This is a genomic window from Kitasatospora sp. NPDC127116 (assembly GCF_042677365.1).
GTDB classification, from domain to species: Bacteria; Actinomycetota; Actinomycetes; order Streptomycetales; family Streptomycetaceae; genus Kitasatospora; species Kitasatospora lactacystinica.
This window is the reverse complement of the sequence record NZ_JBHXTL010000041.1, coordinates 14,638-28,346: the sequence shown is the minus strand read 5'-3', so window position 1 is coordinate 28,346 and position 13,709 is coordinate 14,638. Positions and strand designations below refer to the sequence as shown.

The 13,709-nt window shown below is 64.1% G+C and carries 16 protein-coding genes; all 16 read left to right on the top strand.

Going from position 1 to position 13,709, the window contains the following annotated elements:
• Positions 1 to 34: 34 nt before the first annotated feature.
• The 16 genes from ACFVHV_RS18470 to ACFVHV_RS18395 all read left to right on the top strand — a co-directional run bounded on the left by ACFVHV_RS18470 (position 35) and on the right by ACFVHV_RS18395 (position 13,681).
• Entirely contained in the window at positions 35 to 1,102 is a 1,068-nt protein-coding gene (locus tag ACFVHV_RS18470) for a hypothetical protein (protein WP_380352120.1), read from the top strand.
• A 71-nt stretch (positions 1,103 to 1,173) separates the two neighbouring features.
• Positions 1,174 to 1,821, top strand: coding sequence for a phage gp6-like head-tail connector protein (locus ACFVHV_RS18465; RefSeq protein WP_380352118.1), 648 nt, complete (start codon positions 1,174 to 1,176; stop codon positions 1,819 to 1,821).
• Complete coding sequence (locus ACFVHV_RS18460; protein WP_380352117.1) at positions 1,772 to 2,119, top strand: hypothetical protein; 348 nt, start codon at positions 1,772 to 1,774, stop codon at positions 2,117 to 2,119. Before ACFVHV_RS18465 ends, ACFVHV_RS18460 begins: the two co-directional genes overlap by 50 nt.
• On the top strand, positions 2,119 to 2,451 hold the full coding sequence (locus tag ACFVHV_RS18455; RefSeq protein WP_380352115.1) for a hypothetical protein: 333 nt from the start codon (positions 2,119 to 2,121) through the stop codon (positions 2,449 to 2,451). Before ACFVHV_RS18460 ends, ACFVHV_RS18455 begins: the two co-directional genes overlap by 1 nt.
• Positions 2,452 to 2,474: 23 nt before the next feature.
• On the top strand, positions 2,475 to 2,852 hold the full coding sequence (locus ACFVHV_RS18450; protein ID WP_380352114.1) for a hypothetical protein: 378 nt from the start codon (positions 2,475 to 2,477) through the stop codon (positions 2,850 to 2,852).
• Complete coding sequence (locus tag ACFVHV_RS18445) at positions 2,849 to 3,490, top strand: hypothetical protein (RefSeq protein WP_380352113.1); 642 nt, start codon at positions 2,849 to 2,851, stop codon at positions 3,488 to 3,490. The genes ACFVHV_RS18450 and ACFVHV_RS18445 overlap by 4 nt, the downstream gene beginning before the upstream one ends.
• Before the next feature lie 110 nt (positions 3,491 to 3,600).
• Positions 3,601 to 3,921 (top strand): hypothetical protein, encoded by a 321-nt coding sequence (locus tag ACFVHV_RS18440; protein ID WP_117490928.1) that lies wholly within the window; start codon positions 3,601 to 3,603, stop codon positions 3,919 to 3,921.
• A gap of 131 nt (positions 3,922 to 4,052) precedes the next feature.
• Entirely contained in the window at positions 4,053 to 4,337 is a 285-nt protein-coding gene (locus tag ACFVHV_RS18435; RefSeq protein WP_380352111.1) for a hypothetical protein, read from the top strand.
• A 9-nt stretch (positions 4,338 to 4,346) separates the two neighbouring features.
• Positions 4,347 to 7,892, top strand: coding sequence for a tape measure protein (locus ACFVHV_RS18430; RefSeq protein ID WP_380352109.1), 3,546 nt, complete (start codon positions 4,347 to 4,349; stop codon positions 7,890 to 7,892).
• A 73-nt stretch (positions 7,893 to 7,965) separates the two neighbouring features.
• Positions 7,966 to 9,198: a siphovirus ReqiPepy6 Gp37-like family protein gene (locus ACFVHV_RS18425; protein ID WP_117490924.1), complete on the top strand. Its 1,233-nt coding sequence runs from the start codon at positions 7,966 to 7,968 to the stop codon at positions 9,196 to 9,198.
• 93 nt (positions 9,199 to 9,291) lie between these two features.
• Complete coding sequence (locus tag ACFVHV_RS18420) at positions 9,292 to 10,215, top strand: phage tail domain-containing protein (protein WP_380352107.1); 924 nt, start codon at positions 9,292 to 9,294, stop codon at positions 10,213 to 10,215.
• Positions 10,216 to 10,235: 20 nt separating this feature from the next.
• Positions 10,236 to 11,267 (top strand): hypothetical protein, encoded by a 1,032-nt coding sequence (locus tag ACFVHV_RS18415; protein WP_380352105.1) that lies wholly within the window; start codon positions 10,236 to 10,238, stop codon positions 11,265 to 11,267.
• Entirely contained in the window at positions 11,267 to 11,947 is a 681-nt protein-coding gene (locus ACFVHV_RS18410; protein WP_380352103.1) for a hypothetical protein, read from the top strand. The genes ACFVHV_RS18415 and ACFVHV_RS18410 overlap by 1 nt, the downstream gene beginning before the upstream one ends.
• Positions 11,940 to 12,779 (top strand): hypothetical protein, encoded by an 840-nt coding sequence (locus ACFVHV_RS18405; RefSeq protein WP_380352101.1) that lies wholly within the window; start codon positions 11,940 to 11,942, stop codon positions 12,777 to 12,779. The genes ACFVHV_RS18410 and ACFVHV_RS18405 overlap by 8 nt, the downstream gene beginning before the upstream one ends.
• Before the next feature lie 3 nt (positions 12,780 to 12,782).
• On the top strand, positions 12,783 to 13,385 hold the full coding sequence (locus ACFVHV_RS18400) for a hypothetical protein (protein WP_380352100.1): 603 nt from the start codon (positions 12,783 to 12,785) through the stop codon (positions 13,383 to 13,385).
• Positions 13,386 to 13,411: 26 nt separating this feature from the next.
• Positions 13,412 to 13,681, top strand: a complete 270-nt coding sequence (locus ACFVHV_RS18395) for a hypothetical protein (RefSeq protein ID WP_117490912.1) — start codon at positions 13,412 to 13,414, stop codon at positions 13,679 to 13,681.
• The last annotated feature ends 28 nt before the right edge of the window (positions 13,682 to 13,709 follow it).

Sequence of the window (13,709 nt, the reverse complement as noted above, 5' to 3'; positions counted from 1 at the left end):
ATCACCGCACCTTTCAATCCCCTAGGGAGACTTCATGTCCACTCAGAACAAGGACCTGTTCTACGGCGATACCGGCGCCCGAATCACTGACGGCGTCAAGGGCGTCTTCACGCCGGAAATCTGGACCACTCAGCTCCTGGACGACCTTGAGGACAACCTGATCCTCGGGAACAACAAGTTCACCAACCGGTCGTACGAGGGCGAGTTCCACAAGGGTGGCGACACCATCCGCATTCCGCACTTCCGGTGGACCGACGACGACGGCAACGACATCGTCAACGACTACGGCATGGTCAAGGCCTACGGCAAGGTCGGCAACCGCGACCACGCCCAGCTTGAGTACATGCGCATGACCGTTCAGAAGGGCTCCAGCTTCCACCTGGAGATCGACAGCGTCGACCAGCTGTTCACCCAGCCCGGCGTCGACAAGCTCTCGGACCTGATCCGCAAGCGCGCCCGCATCCAGGCCGAGACCATCGAGCGCACCCTCGCCACCACCCTGATGTACTCGACGCAGGGCCTGGACTACAACTCCGTCGAGGCCGACGCCGTGCCGGCCGCGAAGCTGGAGGGCGGCGCCGTCGAGCTCCTGGACCCGGTCCTCAAGGACCGGGGCGACCAGGTCGCCGATGGTGCTGTCTACGGCGCGGTCGTGGACATGGTCACGCAGCTCGACATCAACAACGCCCCCGCGGATCGCGTGATTGCGGTATCTCCGCACGTCTACCGCGCACTGCTCAAGGACCCCCAGTTCATCGACGCCCAGCGGTACGGCGGCACGCCGGTCATCCCGAACGGTCACATCGGCTCGGTCCTGGGCGTTCCGATCCTGGTGTCCAACACCCTCGGCAACCACGACCGGAACAAGTCCCCGCTGATCCGCAACCTGACCTCGGACCTGAACAAGCTCGACATGGCGGCCTTCGCCACCGACGCCATCAGCCTCGTCATGCCGTTCGCCGAGATGAAGGCCTACGAGCCGGAGGAGAGCTTCACCCACGCGATCAAGAGCCGCATGTTCTACGACGCCAAGGTGATCCGCCCGGAGCAGGTGATCGCGGTCAAGTCCTTCGAGAAGCCGACCACCAAGGTCACCAAGTAAGCAATCCGTCCTTTTTGTTTGCTCCAAAGGTTGACTTGCGGAGCGACGATCCTCTGAAAGGAGGACGGAGGGTGACTGAGAATCCTCTCGTCACCGTCAATGACGTGGCCGCCCGTCTCGGGCGGCCCGTCTCCGACGAAGAGAAGCCCCAGTTCGAGGCCTTCATCGAGGACGTGACCGGCCTCATCGAGGACTACTGCCAGACGGACTTCCGGTTCCACGAGAACGAGACCGTGTCGCTCCCGCTGGCACTGTCGATCCAGCTCGACCTGCCAAGGCGCATGTTCCCCCTGGAGCGTGTCTCCTCGGTCGTCCTCGACGGCGAGGTGGTCACCGACTACCTGTTGAAGGGCGGCTCACTGTGGCGCCGCGACGGGTGGCTACCCCGCCCGTTCCACGGGATCAGCTCCAGCACCTCCGACGTGAAGGTGACGGCCTCCTGGGGCTACCGGACGTGCCCCGCCGGCCTCCGGGCCATCGTGTGCGCCGAGGTGATCCGATGGGCCGCCCTGCGGCCCGGTGTCTCCATGGAACGCGTCGGCGAGCTGGAGACCTCCTTCGGCTCGACACCGGGCCAGGCCTCCCTGTCCGAGGCCACCCTGAGAGCGCTTCGACGCCGCTACCGCCGGGGCTCCGTCCGCACGATCACGATGCGGAAGGAGGACACGGATGCACCCCTTCAGGCACACCATCTCGGTCCTGCGGGCTGGCCTCGCTGAGGACAGCTACGTCCTGGAACGCGACTGGACGAACGCCTCCGTGGTCTTTACCGGCAAGGCGTCCTACCAGCCCATCGGCGGCACCTCCCGCCGGGTGTTCACCTCCCCCGACGCCGGCCGGGAGACCGAGACCGAGCAGGCCGTCTTCTACGTCCTGGGCCAGGTCGACGTCCGCGACACCGACCGCGTCGTCTTCGACGGTGAGCACTACCAGGTCAACGGTGCGCCGCAGTTCTGGGACCACGGCTCCCCCAGGAACAACCACACCAAAGTTCAGGTCTGGCGGGTGAACCACTGATGGCCGTCGAACTGGTGCTGGACCCCTACGCCTTCGAGGAGATCTGCCGCACCTCCCCCCAGCTCGAAGCCGCGCTGCTCCGGATCTGCGAGGGCATAGCCCGGCGGGCCATGGCCCTTGCGCCCTACCGCAATCGGGCACGGCACTGGAACACCATCAAGCGGCAGTTCGAAGTCCGCGTTGCCCGCGGCGAGGGCCTGGTCGTCATCGAGCCGAGCCACCGTGTCCGTCACGCGCTGCTGCTCAACTACGGCTTCACTGACAGCTCGGGGAAGCGACACCCCGGTTCTCACTTCCTTGAGGCCGCTCTGAGAGAGGCCCGATCGCAGTGAGAATCGACCCCGCAGTCTTCCTCGTGAACTACCTGCGCTCCCTGGACGAGTTCAAGGGTGTCTTCATCTCCGGCGACATGGTCGGCCGGAGTTCCGGCACCCCTGCCGTCATCGTGGAACACGACGGCGGCCACCGTGACGTCCGGGACCGGATGGACCGTGCCGGCTTCTCGATCAGCACCTACGCCGGGTCGAAGCCGCAGTGCTCGGCCCTCGCCTACGCCGTACGCGAGTACCTGTTGGAGCAGATGCCCTCGATGGTGCTCGACAACGTTCAGGTTCTCGATGTGGTCGATGGCAATTCGCCGCGTTCGTTTCCCGACCCCGAATCTCGTGAGGCCCGCTATTTGGGCACCGTCGAGATCCTTTTCGTTGAAGTCAGCCCTAGGAAGTCAGTATGAGCAACAACAACAAGAAGAACATCCGCTTCGCTCCGAACGGGCAGATCTGGGTTCACTTCGGTGAGGACTCCCCGCTGCCCGCCAAGGTCGACGAGGACCCCAAGACGCTGAACTTCGTGCCGCTCGGTTACGCGAACTCGGACGGTGTGACGATCACTCCGAAGATCGAGACCGAAGCTGTCGAGGTCTGGCAGTCCGCGGTGCCTGTGCTCTACACGGTCAAGAACGCTTCGTTCCAGGTGAAGGCCACGCTCATGGAGCTGAACGCCCCGAACACGGAGCTGTTCTACGGCTCGAAGTGGGAGCCGGCCACCGACAAGGACGGCAAGCCCGTCGAGGGCCAGTACCGGCTGAACATCGCGTCGAACCCGAACCTGGACACGATCTCCGTCATCGTGGACTGGAACGACGCCAGTGCACGATACCGCGCCGTCCTCTCTCAGGCCATGGTCTCGGACCGTGGGGCCATCACCCTGACCCGCACCAAGAACCAGGCCTACGAGCTGACCATCGATGCACTCGATGACGGCAACGGCTTCCTCGGCTACCTGGTCACCGACGACCAGAACATCATGCCGTCGACCACGGGCGGTTCCGCCCGAAGCATTGCGGCCCCCGGTTCGACTTCCAAGGCCTAAATTTTTTTGCCCTAAAAGTTGACTGGCGGAGCGAAAGCCTTGCCGGGCTGGCTTTAACCGCCCGGCCTCTCTTCTCTCCTTCTGCGCTACTCACAATTTCGAGGTACCCCATGACTGTCACCACTAAGGCCCGTGCCGCCAAGGCTGTTGCGGCTACCGGCAAGCGCCCCTCCATCGCCCAGGACGAGGCCCTGGAGCAGGAGACGCACTTCGACTTCCGGGGCACCGAGTACACCATCCCGGCGCCGCTGGACATGCCGGTTGAGGTCATGGAGCTGGCCGGCTCCGACGACACCGTTGGCATGCTGAAGGCGATTCTGGGTGAGGACCAGTGGTCCGGCTTCCTTTCGGACAAGCCGAAGATGCGCGATCTCCTGGAGTTCGCCGAGGTGCTGTCCGAGGCCGCGGGGTTCGGTGAGCCGGGAAACTGATCCTGCTTTCCATCGCCCTGACGGATCATCTGCCGGAGTTCGAATCTGACTGTCTTCGGCACTTCCAGACGGACGTGTGTGATCTCTGGCGAGGAAAGCTCTCACTTCGCCGTCTGTGCGTACTGGCCCGAATGCTCCTGCGAATGCCGGGCCAATCCCTATTCGCCTCCAGCGTCAACGAAGAGATGTCCTGGGGGCCGCAGGAGTACCTGACTGCTCGACTGGTCGACTCCCTTGAGGTGTCGAATTGGATGTTCCTGAAGGCGAACTCCGGTGAGGGCGCCAAGGATATCCCGTTCCCTGAATCGGTTCCGCGCCCTGGCGAATTCGAGGAGGCCTCGCAAGAGACTCCCGCGCCGGAGATGACGCCCGTGGCTGACGTCGCGGCGTTCTTCGCCGACCCGTTTCAGATCTAGGGAGTAATGATGGCCGAACCGATCAAGGTGGGGTCCGGCTACATTCCCGTGACTCCCCGCCTGGACAGGGACGGGTTGGACAAGTTCCGGCTGACCCTGATGCGGCAGATGGAAACTCTCGGCCGCAATGCATCGAACAGCCTGAGTACCGGCCTGCTCGCCAACGAGGGCAAGATGCGGACCGCCGGCCGCAGGATGGGCAGGGCCTTCGAGGAGGGCATGGTCTCCTCGACCAGGGCCACCAGCGCGGCCCTGCGGGAGCTCAACACCGCTACGGCCAGGCTCGGGCCGGAGCTGCGTCGGATCACGACGGAGGCCCGGACAGCCACGGCCGTCCAAGAGCAGCTGGCCGCCTCGATGACGGCCGCGGCTGCCGCCGCCGACCGCCAGGCCGCCGCGCAGGCCCGCCTGGCGCGGGCTGAGACCGAAGGCGCTGTTGTCACCACCCGGCACACGAGTTCCCTGCACGCCTTCGCCACCGGAGCCGTCGCGGCCGGCCACGGGATCACCCGCTTCGTCTCGGGTCCGCTGTTGGCGCTCGGCGTCGGTGTTGTCGACGTCTCGGTGAAGTTCGGCGACCTCCGGAACCGGACGATCGCAGCCATCGCCGCATTCCAGGGTCAGGACGCGGCGGTCAAGATGGTCGACACCCTTGACCGGATGTCGAAGACGCTGCCCGTCAGCATCGACGACATGTACAAGCTGGCCCGAATTCTCTCCTCCCTGGAGACGAATGTCGCGCCGGTGACTGACGAAGTCCATGCGATGTCGAATGCCATCGCCGCCCATCACCTGAACACTTCTCAGGCGAACCGGGCGATGATCCAGTTTGAGCACATGCTCATGGGTGTCTCCATCAACTCCAAGGAGTTGAACACCCTCACGATGGACGGCATCCCCGCCTGGGACCTCATGTCCCGGGCGACGGGCAAGAACATCGAACAGCTCAAGAAGATGTCCAAGGAAGGGAATCTCCTTTCCAAGGACGTCATGCCGAAGCTGATCCACTTCCTGAACACGGATGAGACTTACACCAAGTCCGCCGCAGCGGCCAACGAGTCGCTTCAGGGTTCCTGGCTCAAGCTGACCAACGTCCTCAAGGTCGGTCTCGGCTCCAATGAGAAGACCTCCGAGTCGGTGACGCGACTCGCCGAGTCGGTCAGCAAGTTCGCTGACGCGCTGGACAGTGCGATGCCGTTCCTGACGGTGTTCGCCGCGAGGGTCATCGACGTCTTCTCGATGATCATCGGATGGGTGTCGAAGTTCGCCGTCTGGTTCTCGACGCTGCCGAAGAACGTCCAGAACGCCATCGGCAAGACCGTGATCGCCATTGCCCTTCTCGGGCCTGCCATTCTGATTCTCGGCCAGCTCGCCCACGCAATTATCGGGATCATCGTCGTGAGTCGGGGGCTGGGTGCGGCGATCGCCGTCATGTCCGGCCCGGTCGGCTGGGTTATTGCCGCAATCGCACTCGTCGCCTTCGGCATCTACGAGCTCTACCAGAAGAACAAGACCTTCCGCGACTTCTGCCAGAGGGCCTGGGTCGACATCCAGCAGGCCGTTTGGATCGCGTGGGCTCAGTACATCAAGCCCGCCTTCTTTGCCACCAGGGACTTCATCAGGAACGACCTGGCGCCGGCCACCTTGTGGTTCTGGCAGAACGTTGTGGTCCCCGCATGGAACGGGATCTCCACGGCCGTCTCGATTGCCTGGTCCCAGTACATCAAGCCGGCGTTCTTCGAGACCCGCGACTTCATCATGAATCAGCTGGTCCCAGCCACGCTCTGGTTCTGGCGAAACGTCATCATCCCGGCCTGGGACGGAATCGCCGCGGCCGTCATGTGGGCCTGGCGAAACGTCATTTACCCCGTCTACGATGCCTTTCGGGTTTTCATCGTAGATTACCTGATACCGACCGTAAAGGACTTCTGGCAGTCCTGCATAGTGCCCGCCTGGAACGGCATCGGCACGGTCATATCAGTTGCCTGGAACGATGTGATCTACCCGATCCTCCGACTTTTCTGGTCGGTGATCCGGAACATTCTCTGGCCGGGAATTCAGCAGTTCTACTCCGATGTCATCAAGCCGACCTGGGACCTCATCGGATGGGCCATCCACACGGCCTGGAAGGTCGTCATCGAGCCGATCCTTCATTTGTTCGAATTGTTCCTAAAGAACATTCTCGGACCGGCCATCAAGTGGTTCTACACGGACATCGTGAAGCCCACCTGGGACGGCATCGGGACGGCAATGTCCTGGACCTGGGACCATGTGATCAAGCCCGTGCTTGACACCTTCGGAAGCGCGATTCTCGGCCTGTCGAATTTCTTCGACAAGTCGAAGGAAGCGATCAAGAAGACCTGGGGCGAAGTCAGTGACATCGTCCAGGCGCCCATCAAGGCCGCGATCAACTTCATCAACAAGGAACTCCTCGGCTCGGAGAAGAATCCGAATGGCGGCGTGAACTGGGTTCTTGACAAGCTCGGAATTCCAACGATTCCGAACATTCCAGGGTTCGCCACTGGTGGCATTGTCCCGGGCTACGCACCTGGTGTGGACAACTATCCGGCCATCCTTTCTCCGGGTGAAGCTGTCCTTCGTCCTGAAGTTGCTCGGTCCATCGGCCACAGCCGAATTCTCTCGTGGAATGCGGACGCGGTTGCAGGCCGGCCTCTCCGGTTCGCCGAAGGCGGCATCGTCCCTTCGGCACCGAAGAAAAGGAAGGGCTTCGACTGGAACCCGATCCACTGGGTTCAGTCCGCGGTGGGCTGGGCTGAGGACCAGCTTGCCAAGGGTGCCAAGTTCGTCTGGGAGCACACGGCCAAGCCGATCGTTGACGGCCTGGACAAGACGCTCGCCGGAACCCCGCTGATCCTCTCCCGGCTCGGCATGGCCCCGGCCCACTCCGTCTACAACGCCGTCGACAAGTTCCTCGGCGGGGTGGACGAGAAGGGGTCGAAGGGCGGTGGCTCCGGCCCGGCCCCGACCGGCCAGGTGAAGGCCTGGATCGATCAGGCGATCGGCCTCACGGGTGTGACTCCGGTCGACCTGTGGGAACGCGGCATGGGAACCATCGTTCAGCGCGAGTCCGGCGGCAATCCGAACGTCGTCAACAACTGGGACTCGAACGCCGCGGCCGGCACCCCGTCCAAGGGTCTGGCTCAGGTCATCTGGCCGACATTCGCGGCCTACCACCAGGCCGGAACGTCCTGGGATCTGCTCGACCCGATCGCCAACCTGGCGGCCTCGATCAACTACATCGTGGCGCGGTACGGCGGCATCCAGAACGTGCAGCAGGCCAACCCGAACCTGCCCCCGAAGGGCTACTGGCGGGGAGGGCTGGTCACGTCGCGCACGTTCGCCGAGATCGGCGAGCGCGGGCCCGAACTGATCCTCCCGCTCACCGACGAGCGGCGGACCGACCAGCTTCTACGGATTGCTGGATTGAAGGATCGAAGCGGTCACACCGTGATCGTCAACGCCGCCCCGGACGTCCCGTCCGAGCGGCAGATCATGAGGGCCCTGAACACGGCTGCCCTCATGAACGGGTTCTAGTGACACGGCCCGGCAGGTCCAACCTGCCGGGCCTCGTCCTGCCCCAACTAACCGGCCGAGAGGAGAAGTTCAGGTGAGCGAGTACCGAGTCCTGGTGCGGGACCGCGACCTCAATCCGATCGGCCAGGTCGATGACTTCCTGGAGTTCCAAGCCGTCCTGCGCTACTGCGACACCGGGCACTGGCAGATCAAGATCATGGCCGGCACTCCTCACGCCCAGCTCTTCCAGCCGGGTCACGGCATCGTCGCCTACCGAGAGGGAGTCGACAAGCCGATCGCCTCCGGCCCCATTCAGACAGTTGAGAAGTACTGGACGGTGGACACGGACTCCGGGCCCGGCGGCCTGATCATCTCCGGGTGCGACGACAACTACATCCTCGAAGCCCACGTGGCCTACCCCAACCCCGAGTTGCCGGTCACCAACCAGGACCGCGCCTCCTACACAAACGGTGGTGTCCGCGCCGCCCAGGCCGTGGAGGAGATGGTCAGCCGCAACGCCGGCGCCCTGGCGCTCGACGGCCGCACGCCGGCTCGCTTCGGCACTCCGGACGGCGACAAGAAGCCCTGGCACCAGTTCGGCAAGGTCACCCCGTTCAACCTGCAATGGGACAACCTCCGGGACGGCCTCAAGCCGGTGTGCGACGCGGGCAACGTCGGCTGGCGAACCGTGTACGACGCCGAGAGCCGCACCATCCAGCTCGACGTCTTCGAGCCCCAGGACCGCAGCGGACACATCCGCTTCTCCGCGGACCTGGGAAACCTCAAGGAGTTCGTCTACTCCTTGAAGGCCCCGAAGTACACCCGGGCCATCGTCGCGGCCCAGGGACAGGGTGCCGAACGCTACATCAAGGAGTACATCGACCGGGAGTCCGAAGAGTACTGGGGGATCATCTCGGAGCTGTTCGTCGACGCCCGCGACATCCCGGTGAAGAAGGTCAGTGCCTCGGACGGCACGCCGGTAGCCGCCGATGAAGACGTGAAGGTCGAGGACGCCCTTGCAGCGCTCGACGCGAAGGGACAGCAGGCCCTCCTGGACAACGGACCGCAGGGCAACTTGCAGCTGTACCCGATCGACACCCCGCAGCAGACCTTCGGCAAGGACTGGTTCCTCGGCGACACGGTGACGTGCATTGTCGACGGCGAGGAACACCGAGACATTGTGCGCCAGGTCACCATCGAAGTGAATTCGAATGGGCACAGCATCACCCCCGTGATCGGGGATCAGGGTACCGACAGCCCTGCGAATGTATTCAACGAGATCAAGAAGCTGTGGCAGCGGGTTCGAGAACTGAGTGCGAGGGTTTGATCAATGCCGATTCCTGCGAAGTACTCAGAATTCCCGGAACCGGGTGGGCTCAGCAAGGGCCCCTACGCCCCCGTCAAGTGGCCGCACACGTACGTGACTTGGACGAGCGCCAACGGCGACGTCATCCCGCTGACGGGAGACGTTTCCGGAAGGCGCCCGGCAGGGCTGGCGGTCCAGTGGGGGCCGTCCGGCTTCGACCTGCCGACCTACGACCTCCACGCGGACCAGCTCCCGAACATGGACGGCGCCATGTTCCGCACCACCAGGGCGACTTCCAGGGACGTCACGATCCCCCTGTACATCCGCGGCCTCGATCGCAAGTCACTGATCACCATGAAGAACCGGCTCTTCTCCGCGCTGAACCCGCACGCCGGCCCCGGCCTCCTCACCGTCCGAGACGGCGACCTCCCGGCCCGGCACCTGAAGTGCTTCTACGTCTCCGGCCTGGAAGGCAACGAGACCCAGGAGAGCGCCGGCTTCCTGCACATCCGGTACGCGCTGATCCTCCGCGCCATGGACCCGTATTGGTACTCCAACAGCGAGAACCAATTCGACTGGTCGCTCAAGTCCAGCGACGTCGGTTCGTTCCTGTCCCCGCCGAAGGACCTGCACCGGAAGTTCCTCAACCCGCTCCGCATCGGTTCAGCCTCACTCGGCCCCGAAGGCGTGGTCGAAGTCAACAACCCCTCCTCGGTGGAGTCCTGGCCCGTCTGGTCGATCTCCGGCCGAGCTACCGGCCTGAAGGTGCTCAACAAGACCACGGGCAAGAGCTTCGCCTTCTCCTCGAACTACACCGTCCCGGACGACCAGGTGGCGACCGTCGACACGAGGCCGGGGTTCAAGACCGTCGCGCTGGACGACGGCACGAACCTGTGGCCGCACCTGGCCCCGAACCCTGCCCTGTGGGCCCTGGCACCCGGCAGGAACATCGTCCAGGTCGAGGGCGGCGACTACGACGACAAGACCCTGATCCGCTTGCATTTCACCCCCCGCTACCTGTCGTACACCGGTGGCTGACAAGACGAAGGATTGAACGAATGGCTGAGAACTCCTGGCCCTTCAACGAGGGCGACGGCGCCAGCGTCGATCAAGTCCGCTGGCAGAAGATGGCCGCCGCGTTCTCGCCGTCCGGCGTCATCGGCAAGGCCACCGACAGTGCCCTCTCGGTGGCTCAGAACCTCTCCTCGCAGCTCCCCCGGACCGTGGACGTCCAGCCCGGCAAGGCCTTCGTGAAGGGCTTCTGCTACGAGTCCGATTCCGCGGTGACCCTCCAGTTCTTCGAGAACCCGGACATGAACCCGCGCATCGACCTGGTCGTCCTGGAGCTGGACATGAGCAAGGGGATCGTGAGGCTGGCGACCGTGAAGGGCTCGCCGGCCTCGACTCCTCTTCCTCCGAGCCTCACCCAGGAGCTGGGCGGTGTGTGGCAGATCGCCATTGCCGAGTGCACGATCGCCTCCTCCGCAACGTCGGTGAGCACGATCTATGACCAGCGGGTCTTCATCGGCAACTCGCTCCCGCAGGTGCACAGCGATCTCGGACGGACCATGATGGGCACCCCCGGTGACATCGTGTACGCCCGGGACTCGGTGGGCGGTGAGGCCGTCTGGGGCTACGCCGGAAACGGCGGCTGGTCCCCGATCAGCAACCTCGGGCCTACCCGGAAGTACCGGCCTGAGCTTCACGGCCTGGCGACTCAGGACGGCATCCAGGCCACGGGCCACTTCCAGTGGGTGGGCTCCAACATGTGCTGGGTCACCGCCAACCTTCAGAACGTCTCCGGCCGGGACCTGCGAAACGGCACCACACCTCTCTCGGTGTCCCTGCCGCACTCGCCGCGAGGCGGAATCACGCAGCTCATGAACGTCATGCTGTACCGCGACAACGGCGGCGCGGACTCCCTGATGCTCCACAACGGCAATGCCTGGACGGGCGGCTGGAACCTCGCCTGGATGAGCTTCCCGAACACGGACTGGGGTACCTACTGGCTCCAGACCTTCCCGAAGGATGCCAACCTCTGGCTCACGGGCCTGATCGAAATGGACCTCTTCCACGAGGGGAATAGCTAATGGCAAGGCGAAAGTTCGCGGGGGACGCAGCGACCCCGGCGGAGGACAACAGCGGGGCTCGACTTCCCGGCGTCACCGGTACCGTCTGGGATGGCCTGGGGAAGGATGCCCGGCAGGTCACCGACCTTCAGGACGCGGCCGGCAATCCGATCAAGAACCTGACGGCCGACGCCCGCGGCATGGTCCCGGAGTTCCGGGGGCCGGACAACGACGTCTTCCGCCTGTGGGTCGACTTCGGCCCCGGCCGGATCGCCATCGAGGCCAACGACACCCCGGACAAGCTCCAGGAGCACGCGAAGGGCACGGACCCTCACGGGGACCGCGCCTACGCCGATCAGCGGTTGCAGGGCTACGCGCAGCTCGCCGGAGGCAACCGGGCCGAGTCCTCCGGCGTTCCGTGGCTCCAGGTCGAAGGCGACGGCACGGGGGTCAGGCCGGTCCTCCAGGTCACCGGCAAGGGCAACGGCAACACCGCGTTCCAGGTCTCGGAGAGCGGTGACGCGACCGTCAAGAACCTGGCCGTTCACGGCAATGTGAGCGCGGACGGGGATGTCCGCTGCGGCAATCTCGCAACGCAGGGAACGGTGACCGCCAAGAACGTCGGAACTGCTCGGGTGTTCTCTGGGCCGAAGCCTCCGGAGAACCCTGCTCCGGGTGATGTGTGGGTGCAGTATGGGTAATGCGTCGTACGTCTGGGACGGCTCAACGTGGCAGTTCGCCAAGACGAGCGTCTTCGACGGCAAGGCCTGGAATCCGGTCGGCGAGATCCCGATGTACGACGGCCACAACTGGCGGCCCGCCGGGCAGACGCCCGAGGAGTTCCCGATGTTCATCGCGGCCAGGAGCGCGACGTTCAGGGACCGGAACCACGTCTCCCTGCCCATCCCTCCGGAAGTCTCGATGGGCGACATCGTCGTGTCGCTGTGCGCTTCGTACGGCTCGGTGACGAAGCCGGCCAACGGGCTCCGGCCAGTGGTCGACCTGCTGAGGCTCCGCCCCTCGGACATCCATCTGACCCTGAACATGTTCCTCTGGACGCCGGATTGCGGTTATGAGAGCGCCTTCGAGTCGTTCGGCGAGGACGACAACATGACGGTGGCCAACCTGGTCTACCGCCACGGTGACACCGGCAACATCCCGGCGAAGCCCGTGATCTCGTACAAGACCTACGAAGGCGTCGCGAAGGCCCCCCTCGATCCTGCCGACGACTTCACCACCCTGTACGTCGCCATCGCGGCCTCGAAGGACATGACCGCCGCGGGCTGGCCCCGAGGCGTTCAGCGACGGGTCAGCGAGCACGGGCCTTGGCAGACGGAGACGATCCACATCATGGCCGCCGACACGGTCGGGTCCGGGTTCACGCCCGGAGACCTGGTCTTCGACTCCCTTGCCGATCAGCTGGCCATTGCCGTGATCACCATCCCCGGCAAGCCGAACCCTGACGGGAAGCCGACCTGGATTCTCGGCGACCAGAAGGCATCCGTACTCGGCTCCTCGACTGTTCTGGAGTAACCCATGACCCTTCCCAATCTGGAGAAGTGGGCAGACCGCGAGGTGGTCTCGCCCGAGAAGATGAACGCCCAGGTGTACGACGTCCACCAGGCCCTCTACGGCAGCACGACACAGTTGCTGGCCGACACCACCGGCCTCAAGCGGGACGCCTACCGCCTCGGTCAGAATCCGGTGCTCTCCCTCGAAATCAAGAGCCCCTTCGACGTTCCGAATGGGGTTTGGGTGGCTCCGGAATGGGACCTCACCCGCCCTGCCGCGAAGGTTGGTAACTGGGTTCTCGATGATCCTCACCAGTTCACCATCCCTGAGGACGGCGTCTATCGTGCGCGGTTCCAGTTCGCTTGTTACGTGGACAACGTCCGAGGTGCTGCCGCCGGAAAGGTCCGAGGGACCGTGTCACTTCCCTACAACTACAAGGCGACGCAGGATCTTGTCCCAGCAGGCGGCGAAGACAATCTGAGGACCTACTCCACCGAGGTTGTAGGCCATTGCGCCAAGGGCGGCAAGGCAGGGGCCAGCATCATCTGCTGGTGGGCGGACGCGCACGTTCACGACACGGCCATGATCTCGCTGACCATCCAGAAGATCGCCGATCTACCGGCATGAACCCGAGACCTTGAGGACGCTGCACGATGAACGCACTCGACTACATCCTCGGTGGAGGCCTCATCGCTGCGGTGACTGGCGTGGTGCAGCTCTACCGCATGGTCAAGGAAGGCGCGAAGGCCGACCGCAGCGAAATCCTCGGAACCATCAAGCACTGGAACGAGGACCTGGTGGACCGAGTGGAACGGCTACAGGAGCTCTGCGACAAGCAGACCGAGGAGATCGCCAAACTTCGGTTCCGGGTGGTCGAGTTGGAGCTCTTCATCAAGAAGCATGACCTCCCCGTTCCCGACTGATCCAACAACACATTCTGCATGGAGCCTC

Bases quoted from the DNA above. Each gene is read 5' to 3' on its own strand.
- ACFVHV_RS18470 (WP_380352120.1), top strand. From the start codon at position 35: ATGTCCACTCAGAACAAGGACCTGTTCTACGGCGATACCGGCGCCCGA.
- ACFVHV_RS18460 (WP_380352117.1), top strand. From the start codon at position 1,772: ATGCACCCCTTCAGGCACACCATCTCGGTCCTGCGGGCTGGCCTCGCT.
- ACFVHV_RS18455 (WP_380352115.1), top strand. From the start codon at position 2,119: ATGGCCGTCGAACTGGTGCTGGACCCCTACGCCTTCGAGGAGATCTGC.
- ACFVHV_RS18445 (WP_380352113.1), top strand. From the start codon at position 2,849: ATGAGCAACAACAACAAGAAGAACATCCGCTTCGCTCCGAACGGGCAG.
- ACFVHV_RS18440 (WP_117490928.1), top strand. From the start codon at position 3,601: ATGACTGTCACCACTAAGGCCCGTGCCGCCAAGGCTGTTGCGGCTACC.
- ACFVHV_RS18435 (WP_380352111.1), top strand. From the start codon at position 4,053: ATGCTCCTGCGAATGCCGGGCCAATCCCTATTCGCCTCCAGCGTCAAC.
- ACFVHV_RS18430 (WP_380352109.1), top strand. From the start codon at position 4,347: ATGGCCGAACCGATCAAGGTGGGGTCCGGCTACATTCCCGTGACTCCC.
- ACFVHV_RS18415 (WP_380352105.1), top strand. From the start codon at position 10,236: ATGGCTGAGAACTCCTGGCCCTTCAACGAGGGCGACGGCGCCAGCGTC.
- ACFVHV_RS18410 (WP_380352103.1), top strand. From the start codon at position 11,267: ATGGCAAGGCGAAAGTTCGCGGGGGACGCAGCGACCCCGGCGGAGGAC.
- ACFVHV_RS18405 (WP_380352101.1), top strand. From the start codon at position 11,940: ATGGGTAATGCGTCGTACGTCTGGGACGGCTCAACGTGGCAGTTCGCC.
- ACFVHV_RS18400 (WP_380352100.1), top strand. From the start codon at position 12,783: ATGACCCTTCCCAATCTGGAGAAGTGGGCAGACCGCGAGGTGGTCTCG.
- ACFVHV_RS18395 (WP_117490912.1), top strand. From the start codon at position 13,412: ATGAACGCACTCGACTACATCCTCGGTGGAGGCCTCATCGCTGCGGTG.